The organism is Pseudomonas sp. SC11 (assembly GCF_047039205.1).
In the GTDB taxonomy this organism is placed as follows: domain Bacteria; phylum Pseudomonadota; class Gammaproteobacteria; order Pseudomonadales; family Pseudomonadaceae; genus Aquipseudomonas; species Aquipseudomonas boreofloridensis.
This window is the reverse complement of sequence record NZ_CP178183.1, coordinates 408,816-429,804: the sequence shown is the minus strand read 5'-3', so window position 1 is coordinate 429,804 and position 20,989 is coordinate 408,816. Positions and strand designations below refer to the sequence as shown.

At 64.7% G+C, this 20,989-nt stretch carries 19 protein-coding genes and 1 tRNA gene; 13 read left to right on the top strand and 7 right to left on the bottom strand.

Translation table 11 applies throughout. From position 1 onward, the window contains the following. The first annotated feature begins 123 nt into the window (after positions 1-123). From choX to ACK2SD_RS01915, 5 genes are all read left to right on the top strand, one after another. Positions 124-1,068 (top strand): choline ABC transporter substrate-binding protein, encoded by a 945-nt coding sequence (choX, locus tag ACK2SD_RS01935; protein WP_412461226.1) that lies wholly within the window; start codon positions 124-126, stop codon positions 1,066-1,068. Positions 1,069-1,155: 87 nt separating this feature from the next. Next, a complete protein-coding gene (locus ACK2SD_RS01930) occupies positions 1,156-2,040 on the top strand; it encodes a 3-keto-5-aminohexanoate cleavage protein (protein ID WP_412461225.1) in 885 nt (294 codons plus the stop codon). A 24-nt stretch (positions 2,041-2,064) separates the two neighbouring features. Beyond that, on the top strand, positions 2,065-3,030 hold the full coding sequence (locus ACK2SD_RS01925; protein ID WP_116889643.1) for an L-carnitine dehydrogenase: 966 nt from the start codon (positions 2,065-2,067) through the stop codon (positions 3,028-3,030). A gap of 10 nt (positions 3,031-3,040) precedes the next feature. Further along, complete coding sequence (locus ACK2SD_RS01920; RefSeq protein ID WP_295481209.1) at positions 3,041-3,517, top strand: thioesterase family protein; 477 nt, start codon at positions 3,041-3,043, stop codon at positions 3,515-3,517. A 261-nt stretch (positions 3,518-3,778) separates the two neighbouring features. Continuing rightward, entirely contained in the window at positions 3,779-4,036 is a 258-nt protein-coding gene (locus tag ACK2SD_RS01915) for a hypothetical protein (RefSeq protein ID WP_029615122.1), read from the top strand. A gap of 62 nt (positions 4,037-4,098) precedes the next feature. Here ACK2SD_RS01915 and ACK2SD_RS01910 read toward each other — a convergent pair whose 3' ends face one another. Both ACK2SD_RS01910 and ACK2SD_RS01905 read right to left on the bottom strand, forming a co-directional pair. Beyond that, a complete protein-coding gene (locus ACK2SD_RS01910; protein ID WP_029615121.1) occupies positions 4,099-5,202 on the bottom strand; it encodes a GlxA family transcriptional regulator in 1,104 nt (367 codons plus the stop codon). A gap of 393 nt (positions 5,203-5,595) precedes the next feature. Continuing rightward, positions 5,596-6,972, bottom strand: a complete 1,377-nt coding sequence (locus tag ACK2SD_RS01905; RefSeq protein ID WP_116889651.1) for an L-serine ammonia-lyase — start codon at positions 6,970-6,972, stop codon at positions 5,596-5,598. Positions 6,973-7,414: 442 nt separating this feature from the next. Here ACK2SD_RS01905 and ACK2SD_RS01900 point away from each other — a divergent pair, with 442 nt between their 5' ends. The 3 genes from ACK2SD_RS01900 (at position 7,415) to choV (ending at position 10,496) form a co-directional block, all read left to right on the top strand. Beyond that, on the top strand, positions 7,415-8,362 hold the full coding sequence (locus ACK2SD_RS01900) for a choline ABC transporter substrate-binding protein (protein ID WP_039581338.1): 948 nt from the start codon (positions 7,415-7,417) through the stop codon (positions 8,360-8,362). A gap of 110 nt (positions 8,363-8,472) precedes the next feature. Continuing rightward, positions 8,473-9,321, top strand: coding sequence for a choline ABC transporter permease subunit (choW, locus tag ACK2SD_RS01895; protein ID WP_209435542.1), 849 nt, complete (start codon positions 8,473-8,475; stop codon positions 9,319-9,321). Continuing rightward, a complete protein-coding gene (gene choV, locus ACK2SD_RS01890; protein ID WP_029612905.1) occupies positions 9,318-10,496 on the top strand; it encodes a choline ABC transporter ATP-binding protein in 1,179 nt (392 codons plus the stop codon). Before choW ends, choV begins: the two co-directional genes overlap by 4 nt. A gap of 87 nt (positions 10,497-10,583) precedes the next feature. Here the strand turns inward: choV and hisF are convergent, their stop codons facing one another. The 5 genes from hisF to ACK2SD_RS01865 form a co-directional block, all read right to left on the bottom strand. Continuing rightward, entirely contained in the window at positions 10,584-11,354 is a 771-nt protein-coding gene (gene hisF / locus ACK2SD_RS01885) for an imidazole glycerol phosphate synthase subunit HisF (RefSeq protein ID WP_029612904.1), read from the bottom strand. 102 nt (positions 11,355-11,456) lie between these two features. After that, the gene (gene hisA / locus ACK2SD_RS01880) at positions 11,457-12,188 is read right to left on the bottom strand and encodes a 1-(5-phosphoribosyl)-5-[(5-phosphoribosylamino)methylideneamino]imidazole-4-carboxamide isomerase (protein WP_039581342.1); all 732 of its coding nucleotides are present in this window, start codon (positions 12,186-12,188) and stop codon (positions 11,457-11,459) included. Between the two features lie 113 nt (positions 12,189-12,301). Beyond that, a complete protein-coding gene (gene hisH / locus ACK2SD_RS01875; RefSeq protein ID WP_029612900.1) occupies positions 12,302-12,940 on the bottom strand; it encodes an imidazole glycerol phosphate synthase subunit HisH in 639 nt (212 codons plus the stop codon). Then, a complete protein-coding gene (gene hisB, locus ACK2SD_RS01870; RefSeq protein WP_039581346.1) occupies positions 12,940-13,533 on the bottom strand; it encodes an imidazoleglycerol-phosphate dehydratase HisB in 594 nt (197 codons plus the stop codon). The genes hisH and hisB overlap by 1 nt, the downstream gene beginning before the upstream one ends. Before the next feature lie 198 nt (positions 13,534-13,731). After that, the gene (locus ACK2SD_RS01865) at positions 13,732-15,381 is read right to left on the bottom strand and encodes an OFA family MFS transporter (protein ID WP_039581349.1); all 1,650 of its coding nucleotides are present in this window, start codon (positions 15,379-15,381) and stop codon (positions 13,732-13,734) included. Between the two features lie 393 nt (positions 15,382-15,774). On the opposite strand from ACK2SD_RS01865, the gene ACK2SD_RS01860 reads away from it, so the two are divergent. From ACK2SD_RS01860 to ppk2, 5 genes are all read left to right on the top strand, one after another. Continuing rightward, positions 15,775-18,021 carry an AsmA family protein gene (locus ACK2SD_RS01860; RefSeq protein WP_412461224.1) on the top strand — a complete coding sequence of 749 codons (2,247 nt, stop codon included), beginning with the start codon at positions 15,775-15,777 and terminating at the stop codon, positions 18,019-18,021. Continuing rightward, positions 18,018-19,085, top strand: a complete 1,068-nt coding sequence (gene mutY / locus ACK2SD_RS01855; RefSeq protein ID WP_039581355.1) for an A/G-specific adenine glycosylase — start codon at positions 18,018-18,020, stop codon at positions 19,083-19,085. The genes ACK2SD_RS01860 and mutY overlap by 4 nt, the downstream gene beginning before the upstream one ends. Then, positions 19,082-19,354: an oxidative damage protection protein gene (locus ACK2SD_RS01850; RefSeq protein WP_029612825.1), complete on the top strand. Its 273-nt coding sequence runs from the start codon at positions 19,082-19,084 to the stop codon at positions 19,352-19,354. The genes mutY and ACK2SD_RS01850 overlap by 4 nt, the downstream gene beginning before the upstream one ends. Before the next feature lie 122 nt (positions 19,355-19,476). After that, positions 19,477-19,552: transfer RNA gene (locus ACK2SD_RS01845), tRNA-Phe, on the top strand. A gap of 170 nt (positions 19,553-19,722) precedes the next feature. Further along, complete coding sequence (gene ppk2 / locus ACK2SD_RS01840; RefSeq protein ID WP_412461223.1) at positions 19,723-20,706, top strand: polyphosphate kinase 2; 984 nt, start codon at positions 19,723-19,725, stop codon at positions 20,704-20,706. Positions 20,707-20,989: the final 283 nt, after the last annotated feature.

The following is a 20,989-nucleotide window of genomic DNA, read 5'->3' as shown; positions in this document are numbered from 1 at the left end:
CGCTGCAGTGCAACTCTTGGTCGCCAGCGTGCGATTGCCCACTGTGCCATGGGCGTAACGTTTTTCCCACGGCCCGCAGAGGCCGGATCCCATAACAATACGCACTGCCGATGGAGAGCCACCATGCATCGCTTGATCCGCCGCAGCCTGTTGTCCTTCGCCCTGAGCAGCACCCTGGTCACCCCGCTTTTCGCTGCAGAACCTGCGGTCTGCAAGAACGTGCGCCTGGGCGTGGTCAACTGGACCGACGTCATCGCCACCAGTGCCATGGCCCAGGTGCTGCTCGACGGCCTGGGCTACCAGACTGCCCAGACCAGCGCCTCGCAACAGATCATCTTCGCGGGCATTCGCGACAAGCGCCTGGACATGTTCCTGGGGTACTGGAACCCGATCATGACCCAGACCATCACCCCGTTCATCGAGGCGGGCCAGCTCAAGGTGCTGGAAAAGCCCAGCCTGGAAGATGCCCGCGCCACCCTCGCGGTGCCCAAGTACCTGGCCGACCAGGGCCTGAAGACCTTCGCCGACATCCACACCTTCGAGAAGGCGCTCAAAGGCAAGATCTATGGCATCGAACCCGGCTCCGGCGCCAACACCCAGATCAAGGCGATGATCGCCAAGAACCAGTTCGGCCTGGGCAAGTTCCAGCTGGTGGAGTCCAGCGAAGCCGGCATGCTCGCCGCCGTGGACCGCGCGGTGCGACGCAAGGAGGCCGTGGTGTTCTTCGGCTGGAAGCCGCACCCGATGAACGTCAACCTCGACATGGTCTACCTGGGCGACAGCCAGGACGCGCTCGGCCCGGACGAGGGCCGCGCCACGGTATGGACCGTCACCGCCCCCGACTACGCCCAGCGCTGCCCGAACGCCAGCCGCCTGCTGGCCAACCTGACCTTCAGTGCCGAGGACGAGAGCCGCATGATGCAGCCGCTGCTCGATCATAAAGACCCGCTGGTGTCGGCGCGCCAGTGGCTCATGGACCACCCCCAGGACAAGGCCCGCTGGCTCGAAGGCGTGACCACCTTTGATGGCCAGCCAGCGGCAGAGCACCTCAAGCTCAGCGCCAACTGAACCGCGTGGGGCGCCGCGCGCCCCGCCTGCAATGCGCTCGCGACACCTTCACCTCGAATCCCAGCACATCGAACCCAAGGCCCCGCCATGAACCATGACGTCATCATCACCTGCGCCCTGACCGGTGCCGGCGACACCGCCGCCAAGAGCCACCTGGTCCCTGTCACCCCCAAGCAGATCGCCGCCGCGGCCGTGGAGGCGGCCAAGGCCGGTGCCACCGTGGTCCACTGCCACGTGCGCGACCCACAAACAGGCCGTTTCAGCCGCGACGTCGCGTTGTACCGCGAGGTCATGGAGCGCATCCGCGAGGCCGACGTGGACGTGATCGTCAACCTCACCGCCGGCATGGGTGGCGACCTGGAAATCGGCCCCGACGAGAACCCCATGGCGTTCGGCACCGGCACCGACCTGATCGGCCCGCTGGAACGCCTGGCCCATGTCGAGGCGCTGTTGCCGGAAATCTGCACCCTGGACTGCGGCACCCTCAACTTCGGCGACGGTAATTCGATCTACGTATCGACGCCGGCCCAACTGCGCGCAGGTGCCAAGCGCATCACCGAGCTGGGGGTGAAAGCCGAACTCGAAATCTTCGACACCGGCCACCTGTGGTTCGCCAAGCAGATGATCAAGGAAGGCCTGCTGCACGATCCCCTGTTCCAACTGTGCCTGGGCATTCCCTGGGGCGCCCCGGCCGACACCACCACCATGAAGGCCATGGTCGACAACCTGCCAGCCGACGTCACCTGGGCCGGTTTCGGCATCGGTCGCATGCAGATGCCCATGGCCGCGCAAGCGGTGCTGCTCGGCGGCAACGTGCGGGTGGGCCTGGAAGACAACCTCTACCTCGACCGCGGCGTACTGGCCAGCAACGGGCAACTGGTCGAGCGCGCGACGGAGATCATCTCGCGCCTCGGCGCGCGCGTGCTCACCCCGGCCGAAGGCCGCGAAAAAATGAACCTCAAGCGCCGCTGAGCCGTGTTCCAGGAGTTGCAGCACATGCCTTACATCACCGAGATCAAGACCTTCGCCGCGCTCGGCAGCGGCGTCATCGGCAGCGGCTGGGTCGCCCGTGCGCTGGCCCACGGGCTGGACGTGATCGCCTGGGACCCGGCACCCGGCGCCGAGCAGGCCCTGCGCAAGCGCATCGCCAATGCCTGGCCCGCCCTGGAAAAACAGGGCCTGGCCCCCGGCGCCAGTCAGGACCGTCTGCGCGTCGTGGCCAGCGTGGAAGACTGCGTGCGCGACGCTGACTTCATCCAGGAAAGCGCGCCCGAGCGCCTGGAACTGAAGCTCGAGCTGCACGCACGCATCAGCGCCGCCGCCAAGCCTGAGGCGATCATCGCCTCCAGCACCTCGGGCCTGCTGCCCAGCGACTTCTACGCCACCGCCACCTTCCCGGAACGCTGCGTGGTCGGCCATCCGTTCAACCCGGTGTACCTGCTGCCGCTGGTGGAGATCGTCGGCGGCAGGCACACCGACGCCAGCGCCATCGACGCCGCCAGGACGGTGTACAGCGCACTGGGCATGCGCCCCCTGCATGTGCGCAAGGAAGTGCCCGGCTTCATCGCCGACCGACTGCTCGAAGCGCTGTGGCGCGAAGCCCTGCACCTGGTCAACGACGGCGTGGCCAGCACCGGCGAGATCGACGATGCGATCCGCTTCGGCGCCGGACTGCGCTGGTCGTTCATGGGCACCTTCCTCACCTACACCCTGGCCGGGGGCGATGCAGGCATGCGTCACTTCATGGCGCAGTTCGGCCCGGCGCTCAAGCTACCCTGGACGTACCTGCCTGCCCCGGAGCTCACCGAGCGGTTGATCGACGATGTGGTCGAAGGCACCACCGAGCAACTGGGCGAGCACAGCATCGCTGCGCTGGAGCGCTACCGCGACGACACCCTGCTGGCGGTGCTGGACGCGGTGAAGCAGAGCAAGACCGCCCACGGCATGGCCTTCGGCGACTGAGGAGAAATCGATGACGGTACTGCTCACCTACCGCACCACGGTCCAGCCGGACTGGGTGGACTACAACGGGCACCTGCGCGACGCCTACTACCTGCTGATCTTCAGCTACGCCACCGATGCGCTGATGGCGCGCATCGGTCTGGATGCCGACAGTCGCGGGCAGAGCGGGCACTCGCTGTTCACCTTGGAGGCGCACATCAATTACCTGCACGAGGTGAAGCTCGGCACCGAGGTGTGGGTGCAGACGCAGATCATCGGCTTCGACCGCAAGCGCCTGCATCTCTACCACAGCCTGCACCGCGCCGACTTCGACGGCGCGCTGGCGGCCAGTGAGCAGATGCTGCTGCATGTGGACTTGGCGGGGCCGAAGTCGGCGCCGTTCGGTGAGCACAGCGTGGCGTCGCTGCAACGGCTGGTGGCTGAGCAGGTCGACCTGCCGCCGATGGACTATGTCGGGCGCGTGATGGGCCTGCCGAGCCCGCCGTGAGCCGCGCTGGCGCGCGCAAAAAAAGCCCCGGAAGCCGTGAGCATCCGGGGCAGAGAGCGAGCAACATCCACTGTGCCAGAGTGAGGGTGACCAAACCCTCGGTGCCGTGAATGAGTCCAGTGTGCTGACTTCCACGGGGATGGATTTAGCCGGAAACGACCTGTTCTTAGTCATGGCAGCCATCGCCACGCGCTGTGCTTGCGGGCCTGTCGTGGTGGTCACAGAATCGGTCATCACTGACCGCAGACTAGGACCTTCACCATGATGCATGCCGATTTGATCGATCAGGACGACTTGCTGGGCCACCTGCGCGCACGCGGGTTCGAGATTCCTGCCGGCGCCAGCGCCGAGCAAGCCTGCGAAGCGGCGGTGCGTGGGCTGACCGAGCCCAACGCACGCGCGCTCAAGGGGATGGTGGAGCAGATGTACACCGGCAGCGCGACGATCCTGCCGGCCGTGCGCCAGGCCATCGACAAGCAGTTACTGCCGGCGCTGGCGCAGTTCAGTCAGCGCGGCTAGCCGCGCGCTCGGCGCAGGCCTTATCGACGCGGCACATCATCCGCGATAAGACCTGCGCCCGCTCAGAGCCTCACACTGGCAAAGGTCGACTCGTTGCGCGCCTGGCTCAGCGCCGCCATCGGGCCGCTATGCGGCGACAGCGCCATGGCCTGCGGAATCGGCATCATCGCCACCTGCTGCGCGGTGTTGGAACCGACGCGCTCGTCACGCGGCGGAATGCCGAAGTATTCGCGGTAGCACTTGGAGAAGTGCGGCGTGGAGACGAAGCCGCACACCGACGCCACTTCGATGATCGACATCGGCGTCTGCTTGAGCAGTTGCCGCGCCCGGATCAGTCGCAGCTTCAGGTAGTAGCGCGACGGCGAGCAGTGCAGGTACTTCTGGAACAGGCGCTCGAGCTGACGACGCGACACGTTGACGTACACCGCCAGCTCGTCCAGGTCGATCGGCTCCTCGAGGTTGGCCTCCATCAGCGCGACGATTTCCTGAAGCTTCGGCTGGTTGGTGCCGAGCATGTGCTTGAGCGGCACGCGCTGGTGATCCTGCTCGTTGCGAATGCGCTCGTAGACGAACATTTCGGAGATGGCTGCCGACAGCTCACGGCCGTGGTCGCGGCTGATCAGGTGCAGCATCATGTCCAGCGGCGCGGTGCCGCCGGAGCTGGTGAAGCGGTTGCGGTCGAGGGTGAACAGGCGCGTGCTCATGTTGACCCGCGGGAAGGCTTCCTGCATCGCAGCCAGACATTCCCAGTGCACGCTGCAGTCGAAACCATCGAGCAGACCGGCACAGGCCAGCGCCCAACTGCCGGTGCAGACCGCGCCCAGACGGCGCGACTGGCGGGCCTGGGCCTGCAGCCAGGTCACATGTTCACGGGTGACTGCGCGCTGGATACCAACGCCGCCGCAGACGATCACCGTGTCGATGGGCGGCGCGCTGTGCATCGCCGCATCGGGCGTGATCTGCAGACCGTCGCTGGCCCAGACCTGTCCGCCATCCACGGTCAGGGTGTGCCAGCGATACAGCTCGCGCCCGGACAGTTGGTTGGCCATGCGCAGCGGCTCGACCGCCGACGCCAGGGAAATGAGGGTGAAGTTGTCCAGAAGGAGAAACCCGATGGACTGTGGAGCTGTGCGGTTCTGGGTTGGCCCGGAGGTGTACGACGTCATCGCGATTTCTCCTCACACAAATGCAGGGTGTGCCTCAGGCGGGCACCGTTTTCTTGTTATTGCCCCCTATCCTTGTGCGGGGGCTATACCCAACTCCACGCAAACGCCGTGCCTGAAATTGAACGGCTATCCAAAAAAACCTAAAAACGACGTTACCGTGCGTCTTGTAGGGCCTTTCTGTAGGAGTTGGTCATAGAACGCAAAGCAGCGTGCCAGCGCCTCTGCGTGTAACGGCTGAGCAATTCGGTAGCACATGTGGGAAGGTTGCTCAGAAGCGACATCCATGAGTGTCACCGACAATGACACGCTCGATAGCGACAGCCGACGGTCGGTCAGCGTTGGCCGCTGCACAACGATGCAGCACAGCGGCCAGGAAAGGGCCAGATCGGCGCATCAGCACTCGATGGCGTTGACGGCCAGACCGCCGCGCGAGGTTTCCTTGTACTTGTCGTGCATGTCGGCGCCGGTGTCGCGCATGGTGCGGATCACGTGATCGAGGGAGATGAAGTGCTCGCCGTCACCGCGCAGGGCCATCTGCACGGCGTTGATGGCTTTCACCGCCGCGATGGCGTTGCGCTCGATGCAGGGCACCTGGACCAGACCGCCGACCGGGTCGCAGGTCAGCCCGAGGTTGTGCTCCAGGGCGATCTCGGCGGCGTTCTCCAGTTGCGCCGGGGTGGCGCCGAGCACGTCGGCAAGCCCAGCGGCGGCCATGGCGCACGCCGAACCGACCTCGCCCTGGCAGCCCACTTCGGCGCCGGAGATCGAGGCGTTCTTCTTGCACAGGATGCCCACCGCCGCCGCCCCCAGGAAGAAGTCCACCACGTTGGACTCGTCCACCGCGTCGGAGAAGCGCATGTAGTAGTGCAGCACCGCCGGAATGATGCCTGCCGCACCGTTGGTCGGCGCGGTGACCATACGCCCACCGGCGGCATTTTCTTCATTGACCGCCAGGGCGAACAGGTTGACCCACTCCATGGCGCTCATGGTCGAGCCGATCACGTTGGGCTTGCCGATCTCTTGCAGACTGCGGTGCAGCTTGGCCGCACGGCGCCGCACGTTGAGCCCACCGGGCAGCGTGCCTTCGTACTTCAGGCCGTTGTTCACGCATTCCTGCATGGCTTGCCACAGCTTGAGCAGACCGGCGCGAATCTCCGCCTCGCTGCGCCAGACCTTTTCGTTCTCCATCATTAATTGCGACACGCGCATGTCGTTTTGCTTGCACAGCCGGAGCAGCTCGGCGGCGCTGTTGAAGTCGTAGGGCAGCACGGTCTGGTCGGCATCCAGCACGCCACTGGCGGCCTGCTGCGCATCGACCACGAAGCCGCCGCCGACCGAGTAGTAGGTGTCGCGGTGCAGCTCACCGGCGGTGCCCTCGGCGACCAGGGTCATGGCGTTCGGGTGATACGGCAGGTTCTCGTCGAGCAGCAGCATGTCGCGGGCCCAGACGAAGTCGATGGGCAGGCGATTGTCCAGCAGCAGCGTGCCGGTTTCGCGCAGGTCGGCGATACGCGGGGTGATCTGGGTCGGGTCGATGGAGTCGGGCCATTCGCCCATCAGCCCCATGATCGTGGCGTTGTCGGTGCCATGGCCGATACCGGTGGCCGACAGCGAGCCGTACAGGCGCACCTCGACGCGTCTCACCTGCTCCAGTTCGCCGCGCTCACGCAGCCCCTGGACGAACAGCGCGGCGGCGCGCATGGGGCCGACGGTATGCGAGCTGGAAGGCCCGACACCGATCTTGAACAGGTCGAACACGCTGATGGCCATTGTCGAATCACCTCTTGATGGGCTTGTTCCTGCGCGCCAGGTGGCGGCGCAGCCAGCTGCTAGGCTGAGGGCGGCGGGTGCCGCGAATGCACGCATGATCGGGGTTTTAACCCAGCCTTCGCCGTCTGCAACCGACCTGATTTTGTCCGGCAGCGCCCTGTAGGGATGGCCACTGTCTGGCCGCTTTCAGGCGAGCCGATGACGCAATTGCGCGGCCTCGGGGAGGGAAAAATCCGTAAACGACATTGCCCGTACTGGATGCGACCTGTCCTGCACTGGTTACGACTCCACCAGTAGGCGATTGCCGAACGCTGGTGGATTATCGAAAGCGACTCGTATTGCACGGCCTCGCAACCTGCCCTCTGCAGGCCCGGACGATCAGCCCCCGAGAAAGGACTGGCGTACTGCGCGAACCCGAAGAAAAAATCACAGGAGTCCACCCATGAACGCTTCGCCCTCGCTGTTACTGGCCGCGTTGCTCGCAGCCCCGGTGCTGGCCCAGGCCGCCGAACCCGAGCAATGTCAGACGGTTCGCTTTTCCGACGTCGGCTGGACCGACATCACCGTGACCACCGCCACCACCAGCGCCGTCCTCGAGGCGCTGGGCTACAAGACCCACACCACCATGATCTCGGTACCGGTGACCTACAAGTCGCTGGCCAACGGCAGAGACCTGGACGTGTTTCTCGGCAACTGGATGCCGACCATGGAAAACGACATCAAGGCGTACCGCGACGCCGGTACCGTCGAGACCGTGCGCGCCAACCTGGAGAACGCCAAGTACACCCTGGCCGTGCCGCAGTACCTGTACGACAAGGGCCTGAAGGATTTCAGCGACATCGCCAAGTTCAAGCAGGAACTGGGCGGCAAGATCTACGGCATCGAGCCGGGTAACGATGGCAACCGCACCATCCAGAAGATGATCGACGACAACGCCTTCGGCCTGAAGGACGCCGGTTTCAAGATCGTCCAGTCCAGCGAAGCGGGCATGCTCAGCCAGGTCGACAAGGACCAGCGCAAGAACGAGGCCATCGTCTTCCTCGGCTGGGAACCCCACCCGATGAATACCCGCTTCAAGATGCAGTACCTGACCGGCGGCGATGCCTACTTCGGTCCCGACTTCGGCAAGGCCACCGTCTACACCAACACCCGCAAGGGATACACCGAGCAGTGCAGCAACGTCGGCCAGTTGCTGAAGAACCTGGTGTTCGATCTCAAGGACGAGAGCACCATGATGGGCTATGTCCTGGACGACAAGATGAAACCCGACGCCGCCGCCAAGCGCTTCATCAAGGACAACCCTGGCAAGCTGGATGCCTGGCTCGCGGGCGTGACCACCGTGGATGGCAAACCGGGCCTGGAGGCGGCCAAGGCCAAGCTCACGCAATAACAATGAAATACGCAATAGCAGTAATGGTCGCCAACGGCCATTAGGCACTACCTCGGGACGCCACCGTGACGTCCCGGACTGATTTCAATCTTTGCAGGTGGAAGCTCGCTATCATGCTTATCGATCAGAAAATACCTTTGGGGCAGTACATGGCCTCATTCGTCGAGTGGTTGACCCAACATGGCGCCAACTACTTCGATGCCATCGCCCAAGGGCTGGAGTTCATGATCCACGGCGTCACCAGTACGCTGACCTGGTTCAATCCACTCGTGCTCATCGCCATTTTCGCCGCCCTGGCGCACCTGATTCAGCGCAAAGTGGCGCTGACCGTGTTCGTCGCGGTGTCGTTCCTGCTGATCCTCAACCTGGGCTACTGGCAGGAAACCATGGAGACCCTCGCCCAGGTCAGTTTCGCCACGGTGGTCTGCGTGGCCATCGGTGTGCCGCTGGGCATCGTCGCCGCGCACAAGCCGATGTTCTACACCGCCATGCGTCCGGTGCTGGACCTGATGCAGACCGTCCCCACCTTCGTCTACCTGATCCCGACCCTGACCCTGTTCGGCCTGGGCGTGGTACCCGGCCTGATCTCCACCGTGGTCTTCGCCATCGCCGCGCCGATTCGCCTGACCTACCTGGGCATCTGCGACGTACCGCAGGAACTGATGGACGCCGGCAAAGCCTTTGGCTGCTCGCGCCGCCAGTTGCTCACGCGCATCGAACTGCCCCACGCCATGCCCAGCATCGCCGCCGGGGTCACCCAGTGCATCATGCTGTCGCTGTCGATGGTGGTGATCGCCGCGCTGGTCGGCGCCGATGGCCTGGGCAAGCCTGTGGTCAACGCACTCAACACCGCCGACATCTCGCTCGGCTTCGAAGCGGGCCTGGCGATCGTGCTGTTGGCGATCATGCTCGACCGTATCTGCAAGCAACCGGAACAGCCGGCAAGGAGTGAAGCATGAGCATCATTCGCTTCGAAGATGTCGATGTCATCTTCTCCACCAAGCCGCGCGAAGCGCTGGCGCTGCTCGACGAAGGCAAGACCCGCGAGCAGATCCTCAAGCAGACCGGCCTGGTGGTCGGCGTGGAAAAAGCCAACCTGGACATCCAGAAGGGCGAGATCTGCGTGCTGATGGGCCTGTCCGGTTCGGGCAAGTCGAGCCTGCTGCGCTGCATCAACGGCCTGAACACCGTCAGCCGCGGCAAGCTGTTCGTCGAGCACGAAGGCAAGCACATCGACATTGCCCACTGCACCCCGGCGGAACTGAAGATGATGCGCACCAAGCGCATCGCCATGGTGTTCCAGAAGTTCGCCCTGATGCCCTGGCTGACGGTGCGCGAGAACATCAGCTTCGGCCTGGAAATGCAGGGCCGCCCCGAGAAGGAGCGGCGCAAGCTGGTGGACGAGAAACTCGAGCTGGTGGGCCTGACCCAGTGGCGCAACAAGAAGCCCGACGAACTGTCCGGCGGCATGCAGCAGCGCGTGGGCCTGGCCCGGGCACTGGCGATGGATGCCGACATCCTGCTGATGGACGAACCTTTCTCGGCACTCGACCCGCTAATCCGCCAAGGTCTGCAGGATGAACTGCTGGAGTTGCAGCGCAAGCTGAGCAAGACCATCGTCTTCGTCAGCCACGACCTGGACGAGGCGCTGAAACTGGGCAGCCGTATCGCGATCATGAAGGACGGTCGGATCATCCAGTACAGCAAGCCCGAAGAGATCGTGCTCAACCCGGCCGACGAGTACGTGCGCACCTTCGTCGCCCACACCAACCCACTCAACGTGCTGTGCGGCCGCAGCCTGATGCGCAGCGTCAACGACTGCAAGCGGATCAACGGTTCGGTGTGCCTGGACCCCAGCGGCGATTCGTGGCTGGACCTGGGCGAAGGCGGTTCGCTGCAACGTGCACGTCAGGGGCAGAACGGGCTGGACTTGCAGAACTGGGCACCGGGTCAAGACGTGGAAAGCCTCGGTCGCAGGCCGACCCTGGTGCATGCAGACATCGGCATGCGCGAGGCGCTGCAGATCCGCTATCACACCGGCAACAAGCTGGTGTTGCAGGAGAACGACAAGGTGGTCGGCATCCTCGGCGACACCGAGCTGTACCACGCGTTGCTGGGCAAGAACCACGGTTGAAGCCATCGCGGGGCAAGCCCGCTCCCACCCGCCACTGGGAGCGGGCTTGCCCTGCGATTGGGCCGCCTGGCGGCCCGCTTCACTGAATCAGCGCACCACGATACCGCGCGAAGCCATGTAGGCCTTGGCCTCCGGCACCGTGTACTCGCCGAAGTGGAAGATACTCGCCGCCAGCACCGCGCTGGCATGCCCTTCCAGAATGCCGTCGGCCAAGTGCTGCAGGTTGCCTACACCACCCGACGCGATCACCGGAATGCCCAGCGCATCGCTGATGGCACGGGTCACGCCCAAGTCGAAGCCGTTCTTCATGCCGTCCTGATCCATGCTGGTCAGCAGGATCTCCCCCGCCCCCAGCGCTTCCATTTTCTTCGCCCATTCAACGGCATCGAGCCCGGTCGGCTTGCGCCCGCCGTGGGTGAAGATCTCCCAGCGCGGCACTTCGCCGGGGCCCGAGACTTTCTTGGCGTCGATGGCGACGACGATGCACTGCGAGCCGAAGCGATCGGCCGCTTCCCCGACGAACTCCGGGTTGAAGACCGCAGCGGTATTGATCGACACCTTGTCGGCCCCGGCGTTGAGCAGGTTGCGGATGTCCTGCACGCTGCGCACGCCACCGCCGACGGTCAGGGGGATGAACACCTGGCTGGCCATGCGCTCGACGGTGTGCAGCGTGGTGTCGCGACCATCGACGCTGGCGGTGATGTCGAGGAAGGTGATCTCGTCGGCGCCCTGCTCGTTGTAGCGCCGGGCGATCTCCACCGGATCGCCGGCATCACGGATGTTCTCGAACTTGACGCCCTTGACCACCCGGCCGTTGTCCACGTCCAGGCAAGGGATGATGCGTTTGGCTAAAGCCATGGGTCAGGCTCCTGAAGGCAGCGGCAAGCTTCAAGCTTCAAGCTGCAAGCGGCTCGCATAGCGCTCTCCATCTTGCAGCTTGCCGCTTGTAGCTTGCAGCTCTTAGTAGTTGTCGCAGAAGGCCTGGGCCTCGGCGACGTCGAGAGTGCCTTCGTAGATGGCACGGCCGGTGATGGCGCCGATGATGCCGGGGGCCTTGGCGTCCAGCAGCGCCTTGATGTCACCCAAGTTGTGGATACCGCCCGAGGCGATCACCGGGATCGAGGTGGCTTCAGCCAGGGCCTTGGTGAAGGGCACGTTGCAGCCCTGCATCATGCCGTCCTTGGCGATGTCGGTGTAGACGATCGCCGAGACGCCGTCGGCCTCGAAACGCTTGGCCAGGTCGATGACCTGCACCGAACTGACCTCGGCCCAGCCGTCGGTGGCGACGAAGCCGTCCTTGGCATCCAGGCCGACGATGACCTTGCCGGGGAAGGCCTTGCAGGCCTCGGCGACGAACTCGGGCTGCTTGACCGCCTTGGTGCCGATGATCACGTAGCTGACACCGGCCCTGACGTAATGCTCGATGGTTTCCAGCGAACGGATACCGCCGCCGATCTGGATCGGCAGGGTCGGATAACGCTTGGCGATGGCAGTGACCACCTCGCCATTGACCGGCTGGCCTTCGAAGGCGCCGTTGAGGTCGACCAGGTGCAGGCGGCGGCAGCCACCCTCGACCCATTTGGCAGCCATGCTCACCGGGTCATCGGAGAACACCGTGGAGTCTTCCATGCGGCCTTGACGCAGGCGCACGCAGGCACCGTCCTTCAGATCGATAGCGGGGATGATCAGCATGTGTGTTCCTCAAAATTCACAAGCTGCAAGCCTCAAGCGACAAGCTTGCACGCGGTTGTTCGAGCTGCGCGCTCCTGCTGGGTGCTTGCAGCTCGAAGCTTGAAGCTGTGGGTTTACCAGCGCCCGTCCCAGGCCACGAAGTTCTGCAGCAATTGCAGGCCATGGGTGTGGCTCTTTTCCGGGTGGAACTGCACGGCGAAGCGCGAGCCGTCGGCCAGTGCGGCGGCGAAGTCGACGCCGTAATGGCCTCGACCGACCACCTGGCCCGGCTTGCCGGCCTGGATGTAGTAGCTGTGCACGAAGTAGAAACGCGCGCGGTCCGGCACGTCGTGCCACAGCGGATGGTCGACGCACTGGCTGACTTCGTTCCAGCCCATGTGCGGCACCTTCAGGTGCTCGCCGTCTTCCTCCAGGCCCTTGCCGAAGAACCGCACCTGGCCAGGGAACAGGCCGATGCAATCGACGCCTTCGTTTTCCTCACTGTGTTCGAGCAGCGCCTGCATGCCCACGCAGATGCCGAGAAACGGACGGTCCTGGCTGACTTCACGCACCAGGGCGTCGAAGCCCAGGCGGCGGATTTCGGCCATGCAGTCGCGGATTGCGCCCACGCCGGGGAATACCACGCGGTCAGCCTCGCGGATCACCGCCGCGTCGCTGGTGACCAGCACCTTGCCGGCGCCCACGTGCTCGAGGGCCTTGGCCACCGAGTGCAGGTTGCCCATGCCATAGTCGATGACGGCGACGGTCTGCATCACAGGCATCCCTTGGTCGAAGGCATCTGACCGGCCATGCGCTCGTCGAGCGTCACGGCCATGCGCAGGGCGCGGCCGAAGGCCTTGAACACGGTTTCGATCTGGTGGTGGGTGTTGTGCCCGCGGATCGTGTCGATGTGCAGGGTGACCAGCGCGTGGTTGACGAAGCCCTGGAAGAACTCCTGGAACAGGTCCACATCGAAACCGCCGACCGAAGCGCGGGTGAACGGCACATGCATCTGCAGGCCCGGGCGGCCGGAGAAGTCGATGACCACGCGCGACAGCGCTTCGTCCAGCGGCACGTAGGCATGGCCATAGCGAAAGATGCCCTTCTTGTCGCCGACGGCCTTGGCGAACGCCTGGCCGAGGGTGATGCCGACGTCTTCGACGGTGTGGTGATCGTCGATATGCAGGTCGCCCTTGCATTCGATGTCCAGATCGATCAGCCCGTGCCGGGCGATCTGGTCGAGCATGTGTTCAAGGAAAGGCACGCCGATATCGAATCGGGCCTTGCCGCTGCCATCCAGGTTGATCGAGGCCTTGACCTGGGTTTCCAGGGTATTGCGCTCGACGGAAGCCTTACGTTCGACCATCACCAGCTCCGCAAAATCATTGGGCGAAAAGGGCTGCATTATAGGCCCAGAACGCGCCGGCTTGAAACGCGGATGACGTGTGGCGACGCCGTAAATGCATCGCGGGGCAAGCCCGCCCCCACAGTGCAGAACCTGTGGGAGCGGGCTTGCCCCGCGATAGGGCCATCGCAGCCAGCCATCAGCCGGCTGTCATCGGCCTCAGTGGAACAGCACCGCGGTCTTCTGCAAGGTGACCCACACGCCCCAGGCCAGCGGAATCACCACCACCGCCCAGGCCAGCAGCACCAGCGGCAGGCTGCCCGGCGCGGCGTGCCATTCCAGCGACTTGGCCCCGTCGGCGCCTTTGTCGTGGCTCAGCGCGCGCTCGGCGGCCAGCTCGGCATCGGTCATGAAGTACTTGTCAGCCACCGGACGCACCAGCAGGTTGCAGATGAAGCCCAGCACCAGCAGGCCGGCGAGGATGTACAAGGTCATGTCGTAGGCAGCGGCGCGCGGCACGCCGGCCGCCAACTGCGCCTCACGCAGGTAGGTGATCAGCACCGGGCCGAGCACGCCGGCCGCCGCCCAGGCGGTGAGCAGGCGGCCGTGGATCGCGCCGACCATCTGCGTGCCGAACAGGTCGGCCAGGTAGGCCGGAACGGTCGAGAAACCGCCGCCATACATCGACAGGATGATGCAGAACGCCGCCACGAACAGCGCGACGTTACCGATGTGGCCCATGTTCGGCACCAGCGTGTACAGGCCCACGCCCAAGGCGAAGAAGGCGAAGTAGGTGTTCTTGCGCCCGATGTAGTCGGAGAACGACGCCCAGAAGAAGCGCCCGCCAATGTTGAACAGGCTCAGCAAGCCGGTGAAGCCCGCGGCGATGGCGGCGATCTGCGCCAGTTGCGCGGCATTGAGCTCACTGAAGCTCAGGTCGTTGCCCAGCAACTTGCCGCCGAACACTTCCTGCAGCAGAGGCGAAGCCATGCCGAGGATGCCGATACCGGCCGACACGTTCAGGCACAGCACCAGCCACACCAGGGCGAACTGCGGAGTTTTCCAGGCCACACTGACGTGCACGTGACGGTCGGTGACCATGGCGTTGGCTTTCTTCGCCGGCGGCGTCCAGCCCTCGGGTTTCCAGCCGGTCGGCGGCACGCGGTAGGCCAGGGCGCCTGCGGTCATGAACACGAAATAGATGGCCGCCATGGCGATGAAGCTCTGCCACACGCCCACTTCCTGGCCGTTGGCGAAGTGCCCCATCAGCGCCGTGGCCAGCGGTGCACCCACCATCGCGCCGCCGCCGAAGCCCATGATCGCCATGCCGGTGGCCATGCCGCGCTTGTCCGGGAACCACTTGATCAGGGTCGAAACCGGCGAAATGTAGCCCAGCCCCAGGCCGATACCGCCGATCACACCCGACCCCAGCCACATCATCCACAGCTGATGGGTCTTGATACCGATGGCCGAAATCACCAGGCCGCCACACCAGCACAGCGCCGAGACCAGGCCAGCCTTGCGCGGACCGGCATGTTCCAGCCAGCCGCCCAGCACGGCGGCCGAGCAGCCGAGGAAGACGAAGAACAGGGTGTAGATCCAGCTCAGCATCGAGATCTGCCAGTCGCAGTCGGCGCTGAACAGACGGGCGATGAAGCCCAGGTCGGGCGAGCAGGCCACCGGTGCGGTGATACCGATGGCTTGCGACAGCGGCAGCCAGAACACCGAGAAGCCGTAGGCCATGCCGATGCACAGGTGGATAGCCAATGCCGCCGGGGGTACCAGCCAGCGGTTGAAGCCCGGGCGGGCGATGATGCGCTCCTTGGACAGGAAGCCTGGCGCCGCCCCTGTCGTGTTGCTGCTTGTCATGGATTCGATCCTTATATGAATTGTCAGTGCTTACGGATCGTTTCCCTGGCGTTTCGCGGCACACAAGGCGAATTACGCGCCGTTTTCGGCATCACTGCCCCGCGACAATCGGTCGCGGACACTCCGGAAGCGAGGCAAGGTTACCAGCATAAAGTGACGGCGAGATCAAACTGACATCATTATTTTTCATAAATCTGCTCGCCCCGTGATTTCGTGCGCAAGCGTTTGCGTCCGATCAGGCTGGGCAGTCTTCGAACGGAACTGTGTCGGGCGACGCTGTCGAAGCCCTTTCATGGCAAACGCCCCCTATCGCGCGTCAGTTACTCAGAAGCGGCGCGCACGGCGCTATACTCTGCCGCTCGAATTCATCCATCGGACTACAAGGACTCGCCCATGAAAGCGTTCGGCAAAATCCTGGGGCTTGGACTTCTCGGGTTGTTGCTGATCATCGTGGCGCTGGGCTTCGCCCTGACCCACCTCTTCGATCCCAACGACTACAAAGACGAAATCCGCGAGCTGGCCCGCAAGAAGGCCCACGTCGAGCTGACCCTCAACGGTGACATCGGCTGGAGCCTGTTCCCCTGGCTGGGCCTGGAACTGCATGAGGCGAGCATCGCCACGCTGAACAACCCCAAGCAGCCGTTCGCCGACCTGCAGATGCTCGGCTTGTCGGTGCGCGTCCTGCCGCTGCTGCGCCGCGAGGTGCAGATGAGCGACGTGCGCGTCGAAGGCCTGAACCTTACCCTGGTGCGCGACCCGCACGGCCACGGCAACTGGGAGGACATCGGCAAGCCGCTGCCCGAGCAGAACGCCAGCGCCCCGACGGCCACGGCCGAGCCGAGCGAAGCGCCCGCGCCAGCCAAGGGCGATGCCAACGAACGCGCCGTGAAGCTGGACATCGACAGCCTCACCGTGAACAACGCGCGAGTGCAGTTCACCGACGAACAGAGCGGCAGGAGCTATGGCGCCGAAAGCATCCAACTGAGCACCGGTCCCGTGCATGACGGCGTCAGCACACCGATCAAAGCCAGTGCCTTCGTCAGCGCCAGCGAACCGAACATCAAGGCGCGCACCGAGCTGGTCGGCGATCTGCGCTTCGATCGCAAGCTCAAGCGCTATAGCCTCGAAGACATGCGCTTGTCCGGCGAAACCTCGGGCGAGCCGACCGCCGGCAAGACCGTGACCTTCGCCGCCCAGGGCCAGGTACTGGCCGACCTGGGCGCCAACGTCGCCTCCTGGACCGGCCTCAAGGTCTCGGCCAACCAGTTGCGTGCACTCGGCGAGCTGAACCTGCGCGACCTGAGCAGCACCCCGCAGATCAGCGGCGCGCTGTCCATCGCCCAATTCAACCTGCGCACCTTCCTCGACGGCATCGGCCATCCGCTGCCGGCCACCGCCGATGCGAACGCCTTCGCCAAGCTCGAACTGGTCACCCGCCTGGAAGGTTCGCCAACCGCCATCGCCCTGCCAGACCTGGCGGTGAAACTCGATGACAGCAGCTTCACCGGCCGCGTCGCCATCGAAGACTTCGCCAAGCAGGCGCTGCGCGTGCAGCTCAAGGGCGACAAGTTCGACGCCGACCGCTACCTGCCGGCCAAGAGCGAGGAGGCCAAAGATGCCAAGGCCGCGCGTCAGGCCGAGGTGCAGCAGCAGGAAGCCACGGCAGTCGCCGGGGCCGGCTCCACGCCGCTGCCGAGCGCACCCACCCAAGTGGCCTGGAGCACCGACAAGCTGCTGCCGGTCGATCGCCTGCGTGCCCTGGACCTGCAAGCCGACCTGTCGTTCGGCGCCCTGACCCTGGACAAGCTGCCGATCACCGACGCTCATCTGCAAGCCTCCGGCCAAGGCGGCCTGCTGACTCTGCAGACCCTGCGCGGCGGCCTGTACAACGGCAGCTTCGAGGCCAAGGGCACGGTCGACGTGCGCCCGGCCGTGCCGCAACTGGGCGTCAACACGCAGATCACCCGCGTACCGGTCGAACACTTCATCAAGCGCAACACGCCAGATCAGGCCTCGCCGGTCAAGGGCCTGCTGACCCTGTCCAGCGACCTCACTGCCAGCGGCAACAGCCAGAAAGCACTGGTCGATACGCTCAATGGCAATGCCAGCTTCACCATCACCGATGGCGTGCTGGTCAACGCCAACCTCGAACAGCAGCTGTGCCAGGCCATCGCCACCCTCAACCGCAAGCAGCTCAGCGGCGAGCCACGGGCCAAGGACACGCCGTTCCAGGAACTGCGCGGCACCTTGGTGGTGCGCAACGGCGTGGCCAGCAACCCGGACCTGAAGGTGCGCATCCCAGGCCTGACCGTCAACGGCCATGGCGACGTGGACCTGCGCGTGCTGGGCATGGACTACGGCATCGGCGTACTGGTCGAGGGCGATCAGCGGGCCATGCCCGACCCGGCCTGCCAGGTCAACGAGCGCTACGTCGGCGTCGAGCTGCCGCTGCGCTGCCGCGGCCCGCTGGAGCTGGGCGCCAAGGCCTGCCGCCTGGACAAGGACGGCCTGGGCAAGGTCGCCGCCAAGCTGGCCGGCAATCGCCTGAAAGACAAGATCGACGAGAAGCTCGATGAAAAGCTCGGCGACAAGGTCAGCCCGGAATTGAAGGACGCGCTCAAGGGGCTGTTCAAACGATGAGCCCCCAGCAGTTCTCCAGCGCCGTGCTGGAGTGGTTCGACCAGCACGGCCGCCACGACCTGCCCTGGCAACAGGGCATCACCCCGTACCGGGTGTGGGTGTCGGAAATCATGTTGCAGCAGACCCAGGTGAGCACGGTGCTCAACTACTTCGACCGCTTCATGCAGGCGCTGCCGACCGTGCAGGCGCTGGCCGAGGCGCCCGAAGACGAAGTGCTGCACCTGTGGACGGGCCTGGGTTACTACACCCGTGCGCGCAACTTGCAGAAGGCGGCGCAGATCGTCGTCGCCGAGCACGCGGGCGAATTCCCGCGCAGCGTCGCCCAGCTCACCGAACTGCCCGGCATCGGCCGCTCCACCGCCGGTGCCATCGCCAGTATCAGCATGGGCCTGCGCGCGCCGATCCTCGACGGCAACGTCAAGCGCGTGCTGGCGCGGTTCACCGCGCAAGGCGGCTACCCCGGCGAGCCAAAGGTCGCCAATGCCCTGTGGATGGCGGCCGAGCGCTTCACGCCGACGACGCGGGTCAACGACTACACCCAGGCGATGATGGACCTGGGTGCCACGCTGTGTACCCGTTCCAAGCCCAGTTGCCTGATCTGCCCGCTGCAGCGCGGCTGCGAAGCGCACCTGCTGGGCGAGGAAAAGCGCTACCCCGAACCCAAGCCGCGCAAAGCCCTGCCCCAGCGCCGGGCGCTGATGCCGCTGCTGACCAACCACGAAGGCGCCATCCTGCTCTACCGCCGCCCCTCCAGCGGCCTGTGGGGCGGTCTGTGGAGCCTGCCGGAGCTGGACAGCCTGGAGCAGCTCGACGACCTCGCCTACCAGCACGGCCTGCGCATGACCGAACGCCAGGCGCTGCAAGGCCTGACCCACACTTTCAGCCATTTCCAACTGGCGATCGAGCCCTGGCTGGTCCGCGTGGACTCGCTCGGACCGCACGTGGCCGAGCCCGACTGGCTCTGGTATAACCTCGCCACCCCGCCGCGCCTGGGCCTCGCCGCCCCAGTGAAGAAACTGCTGGCCCGCGCGGCCGACGCATTGATTGCAGGAGAGTCCCGATGACCCGCACCGTGAAGTGCCGCAAGTACAACGAAGAGCTGCCCGGCCTGCCGCGCCCGCCCTACCCGGGCGCCAAGGGCCAGGACATCTACGAACACATCTCGCAGAAGGCTTGGGACGAGTGGCAGAAGCACCAGACCATGCTGATCAACGAGAAGCGCCTGAACATGATGAACGGCGAGGACCGCAAGTTTCTCCAGGCGGAGATGGACAAGTTCTTCGCTGGCGAGGACTACGCCCAGGCTGAAGGCTACGTGCCACCGAGCGCCTGAGCCCGAGCACGGCCAACGTCTGTACAAAAAACAGGCAACGGCCGTAAGCGACGGAATTAATTTAAAATTTTTTCAAAAAGTCGTTGACGCAAGAACTGAAAACCTTTTTAATTCGCCCCGTCGCCCAGATAGCTCAGTCGGTAGAGCAGAGGATTGAAAATCCTCGTGTCGGCGGTTCGACTCCGTCTCTGGGCACCACCATTAAGCATCGGGTGGTTGCAAAGTTACCCGAAGCGACACAAGAAACCCGCCCAGTGCGGGTTTTTTGTTGCCTGGGATTTGGCTGCCGGGTTTGATCAATGTCAAACCGCCATCCTCCGCATCCCCCTAAGCTACGCCATGGACCCCCGATTCCCGCAAGGATCTCCATGAGCGACGACGCACCTCTTCCCCTCCCCGCACCCACCGCCTCTGCCACGCCCACACCCGCGCGCACTGCTCGCGCCCGCAAGCGCAAGCCCGAAGCGACCATCACCCGCATCAGCCAACAGCCTGCCGCACTGGAAGTGGCCACCGCCCGCAAGGGCAGCAACGAAGACAGCACCAGCGCCCGCCTGCCGGCCAGCTATCCCTACGCCACACGGATGCGCCGCCAGGAGTACGAAAAGGCCAAGCACGCGCTGCAGATCGAGCTGCTCAAGGTACAAAGCTGGGCCAAGGACACCGGCCAGCGCATCGTGGTGTTGTTCGAGGGACGCGACGCGGCCGGCAAAGGCGGCACCATCAAGCGCTTCATGGAACACCTCAACCCACGCGGCGCACGCATCGTGGCGCTGGAAAAGCCTTCGGAACAGGAAAAGGGCCAGTGGTACTTCCAGCGCTACATCCAGCACCTGCCCACCGCCGGGGAAATGGTGTTCTTCGACCGCTCCTGGTACAACCGCGCCGGCGTCGAGCGGGTGATGGACTTCTGCTCGCCGCTGCAATACCTGGAGTTCATGCGCCAAGCCCCCGACCTCGAACGCATGCTGTGCAACAGCGGCATCCTGCTGTTCAAATATTGGTTCTCGGTCAACCGCGAAGAGCAGCTGCGCCGCTTCATCTCGCGCCGTGACGATCCGCTCAAGCACTGGAAGCTGTCGCCCATCGACATCAAGTCGCTGGACAAGTGGGACGACTACACCGCGGCCAAGGAAGCCATGTTCTTCCACACCGACACCGCCGATGCGCCCTGGACCGTGATCAAGTCCGACGACAAGAAGCGCGCCCGACTCAACTGCATCCGCCACTTCCTCCACGCCCTGGACTATCCGGACAAGGACCACAGCGTCGCCCACGCCCCCGACCCGTTGCTGGTCGGGCGAGCGATGCGCGGCTTCGAAGAGGACGAGGCCACGGAACTGGCCGGCTGAAAAACAAACGCCACCGTGTGAACGGTGGCGTTTGCCGTCGCGATACCGGGCTGGCGGTCAGTGCCAGACAGCGGCGAGCGCGTCGAGCTCTGCGTCGCTGAGCAATCCCTGCGGGTATCGCGCATCCAGAAGGCGGCGTGGATCGGTCTTCCTGACCCGGAGGCTTCCATGGTGCTTCAACCACTGCGCCAACACCTTGAGCGATTCGTGATCGATCGCCACGGGGGACATAGCCGACTCACTTGCTGCATTCATTTCGACACGTACTCCCTGGAGGCGTGAG